At 67.9% G+C, this 16,901-nt stretch carries 13 protein-coding genes; 7 read left to right on the top strand and 6 right to left on the bottom strand.

Translation table 11 applies throughout. The features are described 5' to 3' along the window. Positions 1-357 precede the first annotated feature (357 nt). Positions 358-675: an IucA/IucC family protein gene (locus ABD231_RS14060; protein ID WP_344150409.1), complete on the bottom strand. Its 318-nt coding sequence runs from the start codon at positions 673-675 to the stop codon at positions 358-360. A 240-nt stretch (positions 676-915) separates the two neighbouring features. Between ABD231_RS14060 and ABD231_RS14065 the strand changes: the two genes are divergently transcribed. From ABD231_RS14065 to ABD231_RS14085, 5 genes are read left to right on the top strand one after another with little or no spacing between them, the layout of a single operon-like run. Next, the gene (locus tag ABD231_RS14065) at positions 916-2,406 is read left to right on the top strand and encodes a sugar transferase (RefSeq protein ID WP_344150412.1); all 1,491 of its coding nucleotides are present in this window, start codon (positions 916-918) and stop codon (positions 2,404-2,406) included. Further along, positions 2,406-3,335, top strand: a complete 930-nt coding sequence (locus tag ABD231_RS14070; protein WP_344150415.1) for a GDP-L-fucose synthase family protein — start codon at positions 2,406-2,408, stop codon at positions 3,333-3,335. Before ABD231_RS14065 ends, ABD231_RS14070 begins: the two co-directional genes overlap by 1 nt. Next, positions 3,332-4,321, top strand: a complete 990-nt coding sequence (gmd, locus tag ABD231_RS14075; RefSeq protein ID WP_344150418.1) for a GDP-mannose 4,6-dehydratase — start codon at positions 3,332-3,334, stop codon at positions 4,319-4,321. The genes ABD231_RS14070 and gmd overlap by 4 nt, the downstream gene beginning before the upstream one ends. Beyond that, entirely contained in the window at positions 4,318-5,094 is a 777-nt protein-coding gene (locus tag ABD231_RS14080; RefSeq protein WP_344150421.1) for a WecB/TagA/CpsF family glycosyltransferase, read from the top strand. Before gmd ends, ABD231_RS14080 begins: the two co-directional genes overlap by 4 nt. A 29-nt stretch (positions 5,095-5,123) precedes the next feature. Continuing rightward, complete coding sequence (locus ABD231_RS14085) at positions 5,124-6,395, top strand: MATE family efflux transporter (protein ID WP_344150424.1); 1,272 nt, start codon at positions 5,124-5,126, stop codon at positions 6,393-6,395. A gap of 1 nt (position 6,396) precedes the next feature. On the opposite strand, the gene ABD231_RS14090 is transcribed toward ABD231_RS14085, so the two are convergent. The 4 genes from ABD231_RS14090 to ABD231_RS14105 form a co-directional block, all read right to left on the bottom strand. Continuing rightward, a complete protein-coding gene (locus ABD231_RS14090) occupies positions 6,397-6,600 on the bottom strand; it encodes a hypothetical protein (RefSeq protein ID WP_344150427.1) in 204 nt (67 codons plus the stop codon). A 103-nt stretch (positions 6,601-6,703) separates the two neighbouring features. Next, the gene (locus tag ABD231_RS14095; protein ID WP_344150430.1) at positions 6,704-8,227 is read right to left on the bottom strand and encodes a fibronectin type III domain-containing protein; all 1,524 of its coding nucleotides are present in this window, start codon (positions 8,225-8,227) and stop codon (positions 6,704-6,706) included. Between the two features lie 99 nt (positions 8,228-8,326). Next, positions 8,327-9,847, bottom strand: a complete 1,521-nt coding sequence (locus ABD231_RS14100; RefSeq protein WP_344150433.1) for a WD40 repeat domain-containing protein — start codon at positions 9,845-9,847, stop codon at positions 8,327-8,329. A 145-nt stretch (positions 9,848-9,992) separates the two neighbouring features. Then, positions 9,993-12,194: a LamG-like jellyroll fold domain-containing protein gene (locus tag ABD231_RS14105; protein WP_344150435.1), complete on the bottom strand. Its 2,202-nt coding sequence runs from the start codon at positions 12,192-12,194 to the stop codon at positions 9,993-9,995. 144 nt (positions 12,195-12,338) lie between these two features. On the opposite strand from ABD231_RS14105, the gene ABD231_RS14110 reads away from it, so the two are divergent. Both ABD231_RS14110 and ABD231_RS14115 read left to right on the top strand, forming a co-directional pair. Further along, positions 12,339-13,964, top strand: coding sequence for a Wzz/FepE/Etk N-terminal domain-containing protein (locus ABD231_RS14110; protein ID WP_344150437.1), 1,626 nt, complete (start codon positions 12,339-12,341; stop codon positions 13,962-13,964). Between the two features lie 7 nt (positions 13,965-13,971). Continuing rightward, positions 13,972-15,318 carry an O-antigen ligase family protein gene (locus ABD231_RS14115; protein ID WP_344150440.1) on the top strand — a complete coding sequence of 449 codons (1,347 nt, stop codon included), beginning with the start codon at positions 13,972-13,974 and terminating at the stop codon, positions 15,316-15,318. A gap of 9 nt (positions 15,319-15,327) precedes the next feature. On the opposite strand, the gene ABD231_RS14120 is transcribed toward ABD231_RS14115, so the two are convergent. After that, positions 15,328-16,878: a right-handed parallel beta-helix repeat-containing protein gene (locus ABD231_RS14120; protein ID WP_344150443.1), complete on the bottom strand. Its 1,551-nt coding sequence runs from the start codon at positions 16,876-16,878 to the stop codon at positions 15,328-15,330. Positions 16,879-16,901 lie beyond the last annotated feature (23 nt).

Below are 16,901 nucleotides of genomic sequence, written 5' to 3' on the forward strand. Positions count from 1 at the left end.
TGTCGCGCGCGTGGCACCCAATGTGACGAGTGCGCCGTCGAGTGTGAGCTCCGTGCTGCTCTCCATCGTTTACCAGCGGCAAACTCCCCACACTCGAGCACGGCTGTGGTCCCGGCCCCGCGACCGAAGCCACCGTGCGGCTCGGCACCCCCAAAGGTGGGTCGCCTTGTCTTTGTGCACGAGATCGCACTTTGAGGGCCCACCAGTCATTTTCGCGAGCTCAGGGTGGTCGGTGGGTGCACAAAGATGAGGTGGGTGCACAAAGAGCAGCGGGGGTGTTCAGGAGTGGACGGCTGCTCTTTGGGGGCGAGGTGGGGGTGAGGTGGTGGAGGGGGCCGTCTTGCGGGCCGCCATGAGTTAGGCGCTGGCGCCGAGGAGGACGAGGTTGCGTTTGGCTAGTTCGCCGGCGCAGCGGGTGGCTAGGCGCTGGGCCCACTGCCTGGGGTGGACGGCGATCAGCTGGAACTCGGTGACGTCCAGGCCGCGTTCGGCCAGGGTTGCGGCGAACTCGGCCTGTGACTCGGGGGCGAGCTCCGCGGTGGGGACGGTCTCGGCTAGTACGGCGCAACTGGCCCGATCGCGTCGGGCGGCCAGCCACACCGGCGCCTCCGGATCCGGCGCGTAGCTGCGGTACGCGTCGAGGCCGAAACCGATCAGGTCGTCGATGGTGGTCACCGGACTCCTTTGGTAGTGGGTGCGACTACTTGATTAGGGTTGCCTAAGTTCGTGGTCCGTGCAAGTTCTCTGCAACGGTTCTGCGTCGGTGGTCGCAGTACACCGCGGCGCGTAGTAACCTGCCGTGACTCGCCGTCAACATGCGGGTGAATTTTGAGAGCGAGGAAACCAGGATTTCACCGTCACTTAGTGCGGTGATCACCGTTTGACAGGTATGACGCGCAGACACGAGGAAGCGGAGTGAGCGGAGCTGAGGCGCCGGACGCGGTCGACGGCCGCCGTCCACTCTGGGTGGTTCCGCATGAGGTTCCCGCCATCGTTCCCCGGTCGTCGCGCTCGACCGAACCTCGCTGGCTCGGGGTGTACCGCTGGGCCGCCGTCGGTGGTGATCTGCTGGCCGCGATGCTCGGGGTTTTCGTGGCGCTGCTGGCCCGGTTCGGTTCGGGGGTCGGCAGTGGCTATCTGATCGTGAGCAGCTTGCTGCCGCTGGCCTGGGTGGCCGCGGTCGCGTTGTCCAAGGGCTACGACCCCCGGTACTTCGGGACCGGGCCGGACGAGTTCCGGTCGCTGCTGCGGTCGGGGGTCGGGCTGACCGCGGCCGTGGCGATGGCGTCGTACGTGACGAAGACCGAGATCGCGCGCGGCTTCGTCGTACTGGCGATTCCGGTGATGTGTGCGGCCGCGCTGTGCCTGCGGTACGCGCTGCGGAAGGATCTGCACCGGCACCGGGTTCGAGGTCGTTGTATGCATCGGGTTCTTGTGGTCGGGCACAGCGTCCCGGCCGCAACCTTGTGTGAGCACCTCGAGAGTCGGCCGACCGACGGATTCCGGGTGGTCGCCACCTGCCGTCCGCGCACCGAAGAGGTGACCGACGGGCCGCTGCACGCCGACGAGCTGGACGAGGCAGACATCCTGGCCGCCGCCGACCGGCACGCGGTCGAGGTCGTCGCCATCTCCACCGACCCCGAGCTGGTCGGTCACTCGCTGCGCCGGCTGTCCTGGGCGCTGGAGCAGCGCGGGATCGAGCTGATCGTCTCGCCAGGCATCATCGAGGTCGCGGGTCCGCGGATCTCGGTCCGCCCGGTCGCCGGCCTGTCGCTCCTGCACCTCGAGCGGCCGTCGGTCAGTGGTGGACCACACCTGATGAAGGCCGTCTTCGACCGGATCATCGCGCTCGGCATGATCATCCTGCTGTCGCCGCTGCTGATCGGTCTGGCGGTCGCGGTTCGGCTGTCGAGCCCAGGGTCGGTGCTGTTCCGCCAGCAGCGCGTCGGCCGCGCGGGCGCCGAGTTCACCATGCTCAAGTTCCGCAGCATGTACGCCGATGCCGAGCAGCGGCTCGGTGACCTCTACGCCTTGAGCGACGGCAACGGCGTGATCTTCAAGATGCGCGACGACCCGCGGATGACGCCGCTCGGCCGCTGGATCCGGCGCTTCTCGCTGGACGAGCTGCCGCAGCTGTTCAACGTCCTGCGCGGTGAGATGTCGCTGGTCGGCCCCCGGCCGCCGCTGTCCGAGGAGGTCGCGCTGTACGCTGCCGACGACTCCCGCCGGATGCTGGTCAAGCCTGGGATCACCGGCCTGTGGCAGGTCAGTGGCCGCAGCGACCTGTCCTGGGACGAGTCGGTCCGGCTCGACCTGCGGTACGTCGACAACTGGTCGATGACACTCGACCTGCTGATTCTTTGGAAGACCGCGCGTGCGGTGTTCTACGGCGCGGGAGCGTACTGATGGAACTTGATGCGACCGTCTATGTGGCGGGCCATCGCGGCCTCGTCGGCTCCGCGATCTGGCGGCGGCTGGAGGCGGCCGGGCACACCCGGCTGATCGGTGCCTCGTCGTCCGAGCTGGATCTGCGGGACCGCGAGGCGACGTTCGCGTTCCTGGCCGAGCACCGGCCGGACGTGGTGATCGACGCCGCGGCCCGGGTCGGCGGGATCCTGGCCAACCGCGATCACCCGACCGAGTTCCTCAGCGACAACCTGCGCATCCAGGTCAACCTGATGGACGCGGCCCTCGACGTACGGACGCCGCGGTTGTTGTTCCTCGGATCGTCGTGCATCTATCCGAAGTACGCCGAGCAGCCGATCCGCGAGTCGAGTCTGCTGACCGGGGAGCTGGAGCCGACCAACGACGCTTACGCGATCGCCAAGATCGCCGGGCTCCTGCAGGTCCAATCGGTTAGGCGTCAATACGGATTGCCGTGGATCTCGGCGATGCCGACCAACCTGTACGGGCCGAACGACAACTTCGATCTGACGTCGTCGCATGTGTTGCCTGCGTTGATCCGGCGGTTCCACGACGCGAAGGTCGCGGGCGCGCCGGAGGTGGTGTTGTGGGGGAGTGGTACGCCGCGCCGGGAGTTCCTGCATGTGGACGACCTGGCCGACGCGTGCCTGCATCTGCTGGAGACGTACGACGAGCCGGAGCCGATCAACGTCGGTGTCGGCGAGGACGTGACGATCCAGGAACTGGCTTCGTTGGTTGCCCGCGTCGTGGGCTACGAAGGGGCCATTGGCAACGATTTGTCCAAACCGGACGGGACGCCGCGCAAGCTGCTCGATGTGAGTCGCTTGCAGGCGTTGGGGTGGAAGCCGACCATCGACCTCTCCGACGGAGTGGCCGCCACCTACGCCTGGTACTTGGAGAACGCTGTATGAAGAAAGCCTTCGTCACCGGGATCACCGGGCAGGATGGCTCGTACCTCGCTGAGCTCTTGCTTGCCAAGGGCTACGAGGTGCACGGCCTGATCCGGCGGGCGTCGACGTTCAACACCAAACGGATCGACCACCTGTACGAGGATCCGCAGCAGACGGGCAAGCGGTTGTTCCTGCACTACGGGGATCTGACCGACGGCTCGCGGCTGGTGACGTTGCTTGCCTCGATCCAGCCGGCCGAGGTCTACCACCTGGCCGCGCAGTCGCATGTGCGGGTGTCGTTCGACGAGCCGGAGTACACCGGTGACACGACCGGGATGGGGACGACGCGGCTGCTCGAGGCGATCCGGATGATCGGTCTGGACTGCAGGTTCTACCAGGCGTCGTCATCGGAGATGTTCGGTGCGACGCCACCCCCGCAGAACGAGTCGACCCCGTTCTACCCGCGCTCGCCGTACGGGGCCGCGAAGCTGTACGGGTACTGGATGACGCGGAACTACCGCGAGGCGTACGAGATGTTCGCGGTGAACGGGATCCTGTTCAACCACGAGTCGCCGCGGCGAGGTGAGACCTTCGTGACGCGGAAGATCACCCGGGCGGTCGCCGCGATCAAGCTGGGCAAGCAGGAGCGGCTGTATCTGGGGAACCTGGATGCGTGCCGGGACTGGGGGTACGCGCCGGAGTACGTCGAGGGGATGTGGCGGATGCTGCAGCACGACACTCCGGCCGATTACGTGATCGCGACCGGTACGTCGTACTCGGTGCGAGACTTCGTGTCGCTGGCCTTCGATCATGTCGGGCTGGACTGGGAGGAGTTCGTCGATCACGACTCCCGGTACGAGCGCCCGACCGAGGTCGACTCACTGATCGGTGACGCGTCGAAGGCGAACACCGAGCTGGGCTGGAAGGCCCAGACCCACGTACCCGAACTGGTCCGCATCATGGTCGACGCGGATCTGGCCCTGCTGACCCCGGAGGACGACCGATGACCGATCTCGAGGCCCCTGCCACTGCAGCGGACCGGGTCGACGTACTCGGCATCCAGGTCAGCGTGACCAATCTCGATCACACCGTGGCGACGTTCGAGCGCTGGATCGACCACGGTGAGCGGCAGTTGGTCTGCGTCACCGACATGAACGCGCTGCTGCACGCCAAGGCGGACGAGCGGTTGACCGAGGTGTACAACACCGCCGGTCTCGTCGTACCGGACGGCATGCCGCTGGTCTGGGCGGGCAAGAAGGCCGGCTTCGAGCAGATGGACCGGGTGGCTGGGCCGGACCTGCTCGAGCGGGTGATGACCGAGGCCGCCGAGCGCGGTTGGACGCAGTACTTCTACGGCGGTGCTGAGGGTGTGGCCGACGAGCTGCGGATGCGGTTCCAGGAACAGCACCCGGCATTGAAGGTGCTCGGGGTCGAGTGCCCGCCGTACCGGGCGTTGACCGAGGCCGAGGACGCCGAGACGGTGGACCGGATGAACTCGGCGCGGCCGGACATCATCTGGGTCGGACTCGGCGCTCCGAAACAGGAGCGCTGGATGGCCGAGCACCGCGAGCGTCTGAACGCGGCGATCCTGATCGGCGTCGGTGCGGCGTTCGACTTCCACACCGGGCGGCTGGACCGCGCACCGCTGTGGATGCAGCGTGCCGGACTGGAGTGGAGCTATCGGCTCTACAAGGAGCCGCGGCGGCTGTGGAAGCGCTATCTGATCGGGATTCCGCGTTTCGGGATCGGCATCCTGCGCCGCCCGCCACGTGCTGTGTAACGTGCGGGGGTGCTGAGTAGGTTTAGCGAATGATGGTCCGGCCCCCCAAACTCAGTCGACTGGCCGGACCGGCCGGTCGCGCAGGTTGGGGGTTGGCTGACCAGGCCCTGTCCAGTCTGAGCAACCTGGCCGTCGGTGTGGTGGTGGCACGGTCCAGCTCGGTCGCTGACTTCGGTGTGTACGCGCTGGCCTTCGGTGGCTACACGATTGCGCTCAACGTCTCCAGGGCGATCTCCACTGAGCCACTGGCCGTCCGGCACTCCACCGACGGCCGCACCTCGGCCTGGGAGCGCGCAGTCCGAGCCAGTACGGCGACCGCGCTGCTACTGGGCTTTCTCGGGCTGCTCGTTGGTCTCGCGATCGCACTGTTCCCGGGCGTGCCGTCTCGTGGGGTGCTGATCGCTTTCGCGGTCACTCTGCCCGGGCTGTTGCTGCAGGACGCGTGGCGGTGGGCGTTCTTCGTCGTGGGGGACGGCTACAAGGCCTTCCTGAACGACCTGATCTGGCTGCTCAGCATGCTGGCGATCTTCGGCGGCCTGTATCTGACCGACACCGCGTCCGCGTTCTCCCTCACGTTGGCCTGGGGACTGGGCGCGGTGATCGCTGCCGTCGCCGGGCGTTTCCAGACCGGGCTCGCGCCGCGTCGCCAGCTGATCCGAGAGTGGGTACGCCGGAACTGGGACCTGACCCCGAAGTACGTCGGGGAGATGCTGGCGATCTCGGGCACCATCCAGGTCTACATGCTCGGGATCACCGCAGCAGCCGGGCTGGCCGCCACCGCCGGTATCCGCGGTGCCCAGGTCCTGCTCGGTCCGGTGAACGTGCTTAACCAGGGCATCCGGATGATCTCGGTCCCCGAAGCAGGCCGTGCGCTGCGGCACTCCTACCGTCGGCTCTGGCTGGTCGGTCTGGCCATTTCACTGGGTGTTGGGGCTGGAGCGCTCGCCTGGGGGGCCGTGTTCCTGCTGCTCCCACCAGTCGTCGGCCGCGAGCTGCTGGGACCAGGTGTCTGGGCGCAGGCACACGCCGTACTGATCCCGGTGATCCTGCTTCAGGCCTTCGGCGCCTCGAATGCGGGCGCCTTCGCGATTCTGCGGGCACTGGCGGCCGCTAACCGCGGTTTGGGCGTCCGGTTGGTCTCATCGGTCGCACTGGTCGTCTGTGGCGTCGGAGGCGCCTTCCTGGCCGGTGCCAGCGGCGCAGCCTGGGGACTGGCCGGTGCGTCGTTCTGCACGCTGCTGCTGTGGTGGCATCAAGCCAACCGAGCCATCGCCGCCCACCGCCGCCGAGCCAACGCCTGAGCTACCTGCGGTCTAGTAGGCCGTCGAACTCGGTCGGGGTGACCGGGGCGTCCCCGCAGCGGAGCTGGGCGGCCACAGTGAGCGCGAACGACGCGGCGGTCGTCCACAGCCGTGCCCCGGGCCGGTGCAGCCCGATCAGCAGAGCCGTCGCGAGTGCTGCTCCGGCCAGCGCCGTACCGATCAGCTGCAGAGTCCGACGTGTCATGAGAACAGCATCCCGAACCCGAACCGGGGCCGGCATCGCCCGACAGAACCTACTTTGCCGGTACGACGTACGACCCCGGTATGACGTGGAACCCTGCCGAAAGCTACTTGACCGTGATGGTCGAGTAGCCGCCGCGGACGGTGTTCTTCCCGTCGGTGACCTCGATGCGGTACATCTGCGAACCGAGCGGCGCGTTGGGGTCGGTGAGCGTGATGCTCGGCCGGCTCCAGAACGTCGAGTTCGCGGTGGTGGTGGCGACCACCACGTTCGCCGCGCCGCGCAGCAGGCGGTAGGTGAGCGTGATGTCGTCGTTGTCCACCGAGGTCTGGACGGTCGCCTTGACCTGCTTGGTGACCGCGTTGGACAGCGTCGGCAACGCCGGGCCGAGCGGCAGCGCGCCGTTCCCGAGGTTCGTGAAGCGGGTCAGGCCCTGCTGATTGGCGCCGTTCACCTTGGTGAAGTCACCGCCGACCCACAGGTCCGTGCCACCGGTCGCCGAGACCAGCGGACCGACCTGCGTCGGAGCTGCGGCGTTGGTGTTCGGGAACCAGGGCCCGAGCTTGCCGTCGGCCGGGTTCTGCAGCAGCAGGTAGTGGTTGCCGGTGCCCTCCGGGAACGCCGGCCCGGCCGTGGACGCACTGCAGTCGTGGGCGTGCGAGCCCTTGAACAGCCAGCCGCTCACCATCGTGATCGCCTCGGTGGCGCCGAGGCAGGTGTTCCGCCAGACCAGGTTGCCGGTGGCAACATCGGCCGCCCAGGTGCCGTCGAAACAGCCGCCGCCGTCACCGGCGTTGGCGAAGTACACCTTGGTGCCGACGGTCTCGATGTCCTTGACCCGGCTCTTGCAGGTCGAGGTCGGGTTCGGTACGGCGGAGGCCGCGGAGAATGGCAGGATCGCACCGGTCGAGTTGTTCACACTCGCCACGGCCCACCGGCTGGTGGTGCCGATCTTGGTGAAGGTGCCACCGAGGTAGACCTTCGAGTTGTCGTCGGCCGCGTCGATCGCGTACACGTCGGCGTCGGCGTTCGGGTTCCACGGCAGCAACGTGCCGTCGACCGTGCTGATCGCCGCCGCGCGGTTGCGGGCGACGCCGTTCACGAGTCCGAACGAACCACCGAAGTACAGGCTGTTGCCGCCGATGGCGAGCGTCTTGACCCGGTAGGACACGCTGGGCTTGATGTTCGCGATCAGGGCGCCGGTGGTGGAGTCGAAGGCGGCCACCCGGTTCCGGGTGACACCGTCGACCTTGGTGAAGTCACCGCCGACATAGATCCGCGAGCCGTCCGGCGACGCGACGATCGACCAGACCACGCCGTTCAGCACGTGGTTGAACGAGGTGTCGAGCGCACCGGAGCTGGTGCTGAACGCGGCCAGGTACGTCCGGCTGGTCTGGCTGGCGCCCGGGGCGGCGCCCGGCGGACGGACGTTCAGGAAGCGGCCACCGACGAACGCCTTGTTCTTGGCGACGGCCAGGCCGAGCACACTCGCGTCGGTCTGCCAGGCCGAAGCCGGCAGCGCGGTGAGCGGGCCACCGGTGGTGACTGCGGTTTGGGCCGGCTGCAGAGCGACCAGGAGCCCGGCAACGCCGAGACCTGCCGCGCCGAGCGCAGCGATAAGTTTCCTCACTTTTATGAACCCCCCTCGGGTTCAAATGTACTCCGGGGACCGGCAGGCGGCCGGCGGGCGAATGCGAAGGGGCCGCCCGTGCGGGCAGCCCCCATGGTTCTACTGGACCTTGACGGTCGCTGTCGAGCTCTTGACGGTATTCCGGTCGTCGGTGACCTCGATCCGGTAGCCGACCGTCTGGCCGGACTTCACTCCGGTGTCGGTCACCGTGTAGGACTTCCGCTTGTCCCAGTAGTACGAGTTGTACTTGTAGGACCCGATCCTGGTGTTACCGCGGAAGACGTTGTACGTCAGCGTGATGTTGTCGAGGTCGTAGACATCGGTGAACTTGATGGTGACCTTGGCCCGGCCCGCCGTCAGGCCAGGAGCCTTCGGTACGGCGGGATACGCGCCACCCGGCGCACTGCTGAACCGGGTGAGTCCTTGCTGGGGTTTTCCGGCGACATGCAGGAAGTCGCCGCCGGCCCACAGGCCGGTGCTGTCACCGGCGAACGCCAGCGGGCCGACCTTCGTGGTGCTGTTCTGGTCGGCGTCGGTGTTCGGGAACCATGGGCCGATCTTGCCGTTGGCAACACTCTGGACCAGCAGGAAGTGCGTGCCGGTGCCGTCGCCGAACGAGCCGTCCTGGCTGCAGTCGTGCGCGTGCGAGCCCTTGTAGAGCCAGCCGTCGATCGCCTTCAGCGCCTCGTTCGCGCCCAGGCAGTTGCTCTGCCAGAGCATCTTGCCGGTGGTGGCGTCGGCCGCGATGATCCCGTCGTAACAGCCGGGACCGTCACCGCCGTTGCCGATGAAGACCCGGTTGCCGAGGGTGTCGATGGCCTTGACCCGGGTGGTGCAGTTCCAGGTCGGTTCCGGGATCCCGGCCGCGGCGGGGAACGCGAGCGCGGCCCCCGTCGTACTGTTCACCATCGCGACCGAGTAGTGATCGCGGCTGTTGATCGTGGTGAACGGGCCGCCGATGAACACCCGGGTGCCGTTGTCGGAGGTGGCGATCGCGTACACGTCGTCGTCGGCGTTCGGGTTCCACTTGAGCAGTGCGCCCGTGCTGAGTGTGACAGCGCCGACCCGGTTGCGGACCTGGCCGTCGATCTTGGTGAACGCGCCGCCGATGAAGACGCTGTTGCCGTAGACGGCCAGGGTCTTCACCCGGGCCGCGACGACCGGGTCCCACGAGGCGGCCAGCTGGCCGGTGGCCACGCTGAACAGAGCGACCTTGCTGCGCTTCACGCCGTTCACCGTGGTGAAGTCGCCGCCGAGCACGACCCACTTGCCGTCGGGGCTGGTCGCGATGCTGTAGACCGCGCCGTTGAGCTTCGGGGCGAAGGTGGTCGGGGCGCCGGTGGTCTTGTTGAAGGCGGCAACGTACGTGCGGACCGACTCCCGCTGGCCCTTGGCCGCGCCCGGCGGGCGGATCCTGGTGAAGAGACCGCCGGCGTACACGGTGTTGCCCGCGATCGCCAGCGCGTTCACGCTGCTGTTCGTCTGCCAGGCCGTCTGCTTGACCGCGGAGACCGCGGAGCCGAAGCCCTTCGACGCAGCCTCGACCGGTGCACCGGACGGGATCAGCGCCGCGGCGACGACGGCCGCCGCGGTGACGAGGGCCAGAACTAGCTTCTTCATCAAGTTCCTTTGACTGGGCGGGGGATCAGTCGACGGCGCGTGCCGCACGACGCACCAGCTGCGGACACTAGCGCCGTGGGCGGTCGGCTGGGAACCGACCCCCCACCACGTTATGACTTTGTGCTACAACTCCCCGACAGAATGCTCACCGCGCATCGTAGTGGCCCTGCACCTGGACCGGACTCAGGGCGTAGGGGTAGACGGCCGCCTCGTCGATGCCGAGACCGGTCTGGGTGGCCCCGCCGCCCGTCCAGGTGCTCGTGTTGTCGTACCCGATCCGCCACCAGCCGTAGTACAGCGCCGCCGTACCGGTGCTGGTGCTGCCGACCAGGACTCCGTCGACGTACAGCTTCAGCAGGCCGTTGTCGAAAGTGCCGGCCACGTGGTGCCACTGGTTGTCGTTCTTGCCCGACGGGCTGGTCACGGTCCGCTGGGCGCCGTCGTTGACGCCGAACAGGATCGCGCCGTTCGAGCGCATGTAGAGCATCCGGTCGCCGCCACCGGCGCTGTTGCCCGTCTTGGAGCTGCCGAAGCCGATGATCCGGCCGCCGCGTGTCGAGCTCTGCTTGACCCAGGCCTCGACAGTGAACTGCTGCGGCATGCTGTAGGCCTTTTCGCCGACCATGCGGCCGCTGGTCGTGCTGGTGGACACAGCGGTGTTCCCAGCGATCGCACCGGCCGCGCCGAGCGACATACCGGTGAAGGTGCCGTTGTTGCTCTGACTGGACGAGTCGACCGAGGTCGTCGTACCGGAGGGCTCACCGAGCCGCCAGTACGCCTGCGGGCCGTCGGAGCCGATGATCTGGTCGTACGCCGTCGACTTCGCGCTCGCCACTGTTACCGCGTCGGAGTAGTTGCCGCGCAGCGTCGTCGTACCGTCGGTGACCTCGACCCGGTAGTTGGTGGACTCACCTGGGGTCACGGCGGTGTCGGTGTAGTGCAGCCAGGGGCGGTCCCACGGCGTCGACTTGGCGGTCCAGGTCGCGATGGTGGTGTTGCTGAAGCCCTTGAGCAGGCGGTAGGTCAGCGTGCTGTCGTCGTTGTCGACCACAGTCGGGAAGTGGATCTGCACGACACCCGGCTCGACGCTGTACGGCGTCAGCTTGGCCGGCTTCGCGGGTGCGGCCCCCGGACTCGCGTTCGTGAAGCGAGTGAGCCCCTGCTGGGCGACGCCGTTCGAGGTGGTGAAATCTCCGCCGACCCACAGGTCGCTGCCGCCGGTCGCAAACGCGAGCGGTCCGACCTCGGTGGGCGGACCGGCGTTGGTGTTCGGGAACCATGGGCCGAGTGTGCCGTCGGTCAGCTTCTGGCTGAGCAGGAAGCGGTAGCCGAAGCCCTGCGGGAAGCCGCCGGCGCCCTGGTTCGCACAGTCGTGGGCGTGCGAGCCCTTGTAGAGCCAGCCGTTCACGACCTTGACCGCCTCGGTCGCACCGAGGCACTGGTTCTTCCACTTCAGTGCGTTGGTCGCGATGTCGGCCGCCCAGGTGCCGTCGAAGCAGCCGCCGCCGTCACCACCGTTGCCGAAGTAGACGGTGTCGCCGCTGGCGTCGATCGACTTCACGCGGGTGGTGCAGGACCCATTCGGCGGCGGTACGGCGGACGCCCCGGGGAAGGGAAGTACCGCGCCGGTCGCCGGGTCGAGGCTGGCCACGGTGTTCTGGCTGGTGCCGTTGACCTGACCGAACTGGCCTCCGGCGTACAGCTTCGAGCCGTCGTCGGCCGCGTCGACGGCGTACACGTCGCCGTTGACGTTGGGGGCGAACGGCAGCAGGGCGCCGGTGTCCGCGGCCACCGCTGCGAGGCGAGGCCGGTCCTGGCCGTTCACGAGGCCGAACGAACCACCGAAGTACACGGTGTTGCCGGAGACGGCGATCGTCTTGACCCGGTAGGACACGCTCGGCTTCCAGCTCGCGACGAGCGTGCCGGTGGCGGTGTCGAAGGCGGCGATCCGGTTCCGGGTGACGCCGTCGACCGTGGTGAAGTCGCCGCCGACGAAGATCCGGGAACCGTCCGCGGTCGCAGCCACGGCGTACACCTGGTCGTTGAGGACCGGGGCGAACGAGCTGACCAGTGCGCCGGTGCCCTGGTCGAACGCGGCCAGGTAGGCCTGCGCGACCTCACTCGTCCCAGCGGCAGCACCTGGCGGCCGGACGCTGGTGAAGCGGCCTCCGGCGTACGCCTTGCCGGCGGCGACGGTCAGACCCTGCACGCTGGCATTGGTCTGCCAGACCGGGCTGTCGGTAGCCGACAACGAGGCCTCGGTGCTCTGCGCCGCCGGCGCGTAGATCAGCGTTGCGGCGACCAATGCTGTGGCGGTTGCGATCGACGCAACGAACCATCTCTTCATGCTGCGATGTCCCCCTCGGACATAACCGGTCCCTCACTCGCCCCCGCGACCTTGGGATGAAGAGTAGGGCACTCAGCGAGACCGACTCGCCACGCCTTGCCGTCGTAGCTATCCTGAGGCGCTGGTCGACGGAATGAGGTAGGGATGGAACCGGGCACTGTGGTCTGGCGGGAGACCGCTCAGTCACTGCTACGGCAGAAGTGGCTGATCATGGCCTGCATCGTGCTCGGTCTGATCGGGGCATCGGTTTTCGCGCTGTCCCAGACCCAGCGCTGGACGGCCTCCAGCCAGCTCGTCATCGGCCCGGCGGTACCGCCGGCCCTGGTCGGGAAGCTGCCGAGCAGCACCGACAAGACCGGTCCGCTCGGTATGGACCTGCCGGCCGAGACCCAGGCACGGGTGATGGCCAGTCCGCGGTTGCTGCGCACTGTCGCCGAGTCGCTGGGGCTGCCGACGTCCGACCAGACGATTCAGGACCTCGCCGCGGTGACCCGGGTGAAGGCGGTCACCGACAACGCGTACCTTGTAACGACCGACGGGCCGACCGCGGCTCAGGCGGTTCAGCGCGCGAACGCGATCGCGACGACGTACTTGAAGCAACGCAACGACGCGGCCAAGGCGCTGCTGACCACACTGGCCAGCCAGGCGCAGGACCGTGCGAAGACAGCGACTGCTCAGTCGCGATCGCTGGTCAGCCAGATCGACGAGGCTGTTCAGCGCGGCGACACCCAGACTGCGAGCCAGCTGCGCGACCAGCGCGTCGGGCTGGCCACCGAGGCCCGGCAAGCGGCCGACGATGCGGCGGCCATGCGGAAGGCGCTGACCGGTGTTGGCGCCGGGAGTGAGCTGGTGACCCCGGCTACGACCGACACCGCCTCGTCGTCGCCGATGGTCGCGCGCGACATCCTGGTCGGCGGAATCCTCGGACTGGTGCTCGGGTTCGGTCTGGCTCTGCTTCGGTCGCACCTGACGCCGTACATCCTGACCCGCGACCAGGCGGCCCGAGCCTCGAGCTCGCCGGTGATCGCGGCCTCCGAGGGCAACCGGCGGCGGTTCTGGCACCGGTCCGCGCCCGAGCTCCCGCAGTACGAGATCACTGCATTGGGCGCCGAAGCGAGCGGAGCGCTGGCGCGTCGCGAGCTGAACCCGCGCAGTTTCGGCGGGGGAGGCGCGGGCGCACTGCTCGTGGTCTCGGCATCCACCAGCCCGAACGCGGCCGGTATCGCGCTGGCGATGGCCGAGGCGAACGCCCGCGACGGCCGCGAGACGCTGCTCGTCCTGGCCGACGTGGAGGGTACGCCGGTTCTTCCGCACGTGACCGGTCATGAGGGCCTGACCGACCTCGTCGTCGAGCCGGCCGCGACCCGCGCGATCCGCGCCCGCAAGCTCTTCCGTCCCGGCACGGTCGCCGACCTGTATGTCCTGCCGCCCGGCCTGAACCACGAGGAGACCGCCTCCGCAGTCGGCCCGTCGCTGGTGCCCGGCATCATCGCCGACCTCCCGCCGGGCTACTCGGTCGTCATCCACGGCCCGGCTGCGGTCGGTCGGCACGGCATCTCGCCGCTCGCTGCCGCCGTCGAGGCCTCTGTGCTCGTGGTCCAGGTCGGCCACGACAAGGAGATGGACGTCGCCCGCCTCACCGCGGCTCTCCATTACGCCGGTGCTCCGGTGCTCGGCGTCGTACTGATCGGCGCCTCCGACCACGACGAGACTCTCGGCATCCCGCTCAACTACACGCCGACCGAATCTCCCACCCCCCACATCCGCTGACTGCGCCATGCAATCAGGCGCAGAGCTGTTCCGTCGGGGAGCGGAGTATCGAGTCGGCCACGGCTGGGCGCCGCGGCGGGACCGGCTGGCCCAGGCGGTCCCGGGGACGGTCGAGACGCCGTCGGAGAAGCCAGCGTGGTTCTGGCTCGCGCTGTGGTGCTTGTTCGTGCTCGGCGTGCAGCCGTGGTCCTCGCGAGTCGCTGCGCCCCAGGGGACGACGGGTTCCACCAACAGCGTGATGAAGGGGCTGCTGCTCGGTGCGATCTTCCTGATCGCGCTAGCCGCCACCAAGCCCGGCTTCCGGACCCGCGTCAATCCGACCGGCACCCTCTACGTGCTGTACGTGATGTTCGCGACGGCGACCGCGTTCCTGCTGGCTGAGCCGCTGGGACCGTTGACCCGGTTGGCGCGGTTCCTGATCGGCCTCGTGCTCGTGTTCCTGCTGTGGCGTCCGCTCGTGCAGGTGCCGGAGCGGCTCGTCCGCGCACATTTCTGGGCGCACATCCTGCTGGCGATCACCGTGGTCCTGAGCCTGGCGTATGCGCCAAGCCAGGCATGGCGACCCCTGAGCTCCTTCGGTACCGGCTATCGCCTCCAGGGTGTCATCATCCCGATGCTGCCGCCCCGGGTCGGCGAGGTCGGCGCCATCCTGCTCGGCTTGGCGCTCATCGGCTTCATCTGCAAGAAGCTGTCCCTCGTACCGTCGGGAGCCTTGATCGGTCTCGGCGTCATCCTCATCGCCGCCAGCCGCACGCGCACGTCAGCCGCGGCAATCGCCTTCGGCCTGGTGCTCGCGCTCCTGCTCACCCGCAAGACGTGGTTCGGTCGGTTGGCAACCCTCGGCGTACCGGCTCTGCTCGGTCTGGCCTTCCTGATGATCGGGTCGCTACACACCTGGCTGCTGCGCGGCCAGGGCACCCGTCAGATCAGCTCCCTGAGCGGCCGCACCACAAGCTGGCAGGCGGTCCTCGACGAGAAGGTCTCGATCCAGACCGCGATCATCGGCCACGGTCTCGGCAACAAACGAGTGCTGCTACGACGCGGCGAAGGCGACATCGACGTCATGGCCATCGACAACAGCTGGCTAGGCCTCTACTGGGAAACCGGCCTACTTGCGGTCATCATCGTTGCCCTGGCAGTCATCCTCGCCTGGATCGCCGTCCTACGTGCGCCCACGCCCTACATCCGGGCGTGCGGTGCCCTCCTCATGGGCTACGTGAGTGCTGCGTCATTGAACGAGAGCGGCCTGTCGGACCTGTCCTCTATGACCGTCCACCTACTGGTAGCCGCCGCCATCTGCGACGCCGACCGAATCCGCCACCGCTCCAAACGCCCAACCCCAGCCACCCGCTGAGCCGAAGGGTCAGCTGGCGACTGAGTCTTGGTCGAAGCCGGCTTCTTGCCATTGCGGCCAGGTGAGGGATTTGCCGCGGTAGGCGAAGCGCGTGCTGCCGGGCAGCCGGTAGCTGTTGCGGCGGAAAGTGATGGCACCGGACGTCGTGGGGGAGCCCTTGTTCTCGACCACACCAGTGCTCGACCCGGCGTCGTTCAGCACGATCAGGTTGCCCTCGACGACCACATCACTGAGCACATACCGCCCACGCGGACCCTCACCGCGAGTACGGGACTGAATCGAGATCCCGTTCCGGTTGTCCTTCACCAGGTTCCCGCGAACCTGAACACCCGCAGACGTGTTCACGTTGATCCCACCGCCGTCCCACAGACTCCCACCGGACCCCCGACCGGTGCCAAACCCGTTGCCCTCAACAACGTTCTTCTCAATCACACCCGCATAGCTGATCTCGTACCGGATCCCGTCCGCCGCATTGTCCCGGATCCGGTTCGCACTGATCCGCCGGTCGTACTCGGCGATATCACTCCACAACCCGACCCCGCGGTTCCCGATGATGTCGTTCCCGGAAACCTCGCCCGACGACCGCGTCGACTTGATTCCGCCCGACTCCCAGTCGGCAATCCAGAACCCATCGGTGTTGTTCCGAGTCACCAGGTTCGCAGTGACCCGCGCGTCCGCCGACTTGTACTGTCCAAGCCCGAGCTGCCCGTTGTCGGCGATCGTGTTCCGACTCACCTGCGCCCCGTCGGCCTCGATCAGCATCACGCCGACCGCATGGTTCCACCGAACCTCGTTCCCCGTGATACGCCAGCCACGACCAGCCTCCAGCGCCCCACCCTGCGGTCGCGACGCAAAACGCTCGATCGTCAACCCAGTCACGGTGACCCGCTCGGCGCGACCCGTGAACGCGGCCGTCGTCCGCGACATCTCGACCTCATGCCCACTCGGGTCATCGCCGACGTACACCGCGTTGATCGAGTAGTCGCCGAAGAAGCTCCCCGGCTTCACCTCGCCCAGGCTCATCACCCGCGTCAGGTGCTTGCCATCGACGAACAGCTGCTCCCCGCGCTGACAAGGATTAGCCCGGTTGTCCTCACACTGCCCCTTGAGCGGGTACGCCGCCGGCAGCACCCCGCGCACCACCCAACGATCGCCATCGCGCACCCAACCGGTCAGCGCCCTCGACCCCGTCAGCACGACCTCCGGCCCACCACCAAACCGGTCGCCGTCCCGCGGCACGATCGGCGTGCCGATCCGGTGCAATCCCTTCGCGAAGCAGTACGTCGTACCAGCCGGGTGCCCGTCGATCACCTGCTGCGGATCCGCGCCAACCGCAATCTCCACCCCGCTGCAAGCCTTCGCCGTACGAGGCCCAGTCGGCCCAAGCACAGCGGCCGCCGCTGCCGGTGGCTCCGTCGGAACGGTCACCGTCGTCGTCACCGGACCGGCCTTCCCGGACCCGTCGTCGCCGCTCGTGCATCCACTGAGCAGCAACGCGAACCCGGCCGCGACAGCTGCCCATTGAAGGGGGACGCCGCCCACGATGACCCGACGCCTCATCCAACGTTCCTTCCAGCCCACCC

It is taken from the genome of Kribbella yunnanensis, from assembly GCF_039529655.1.
GTDB classification, from domain to species: Bacteria; Actinomycetota; Actinomycetes; order Propionibacteriales; family Kribbellaceae; genus Kribbella; species Kribbella yunnanensis.

What these genes read in the sequence shown, in the direction of transcription:
- ABD231_RS14070 (WP_344150415.1), top strand. Translation starts at nt 2,406, where the DNA reads ATGGAACTTGATGCGACCGTCTATGTGGCGGGCCATCGCGGCCTCGTC.
- gmd (WP_344150418.1), top strand. Translation starts at nt 3,332, where the DNA reads ATGAAGAAAGCCTTCGTCACCGGGATCACCGGGCAGGATGGCTCGTAC.
- ABD231_RS14080 (WP_344150421.1), top strand. Translation starts at nt 4,318, where the DNA reads ATGACCGATCTCGAGGCCCCTGCCACTGCAGCGGACCGGGTCGACGTA.
- ABD231_RS14085 (WP_344150424.1), top strand. Translation starts at nt 5,124, where the DNA reads ATGATGGTCCGGCCCCCCAAACTCAGTCGACTGGCCGGACCGGCCGGT.
- ABD231_RS14090 (WP_344150427.1), bottom strand. Translation starts at nt 6,600, where the DNA reads ATGACACGTCGGACTCTGCAGCTGATCGGTACGGCGCTGGCCGGAGCA.
- ABD231_RS14100 (WP_344150433.1), bottom strand. Translation starts at nt 9,847, where the DNA reads ATGAAGAAGCTAGTTCTGGCCCTCGTCACCGCGGCGGCCGTCGTCGCC.
- ABD231_RS14105 (WP_344150435.1), bottom strand. Translation starts at nt 12,194, where the DNA reads ATGAAGAGATGGTTCGTTGCGTCGATCGCAACCGCCACAGCATTGGTC.
- ABD231_RS14110 (WP_344150437.1), top strand. Translation starts at nt 12,339, where the DNA reads ATGGAACCGGGCACTGTGGTCTGGCGGGAGACCGCTCAGTCACTGCTA.
- ABD231_RS14115 (WP_344150440.1), top strand. Translation starts at nt 13,972, where the DNA reads ATGCAATCAGGCGCAGAGCTGTTCCGTCGGGGAGCGGAGTATCGAGTC.
- ABD231_RS14120 (WP_344150443.1), bottom strand. Translation starts at nt 16,878, where the DNA reads ATGAGGCGTCGGGTCATCGTGGGCGGCGTCCCCCTTCAATGGGCAGCT.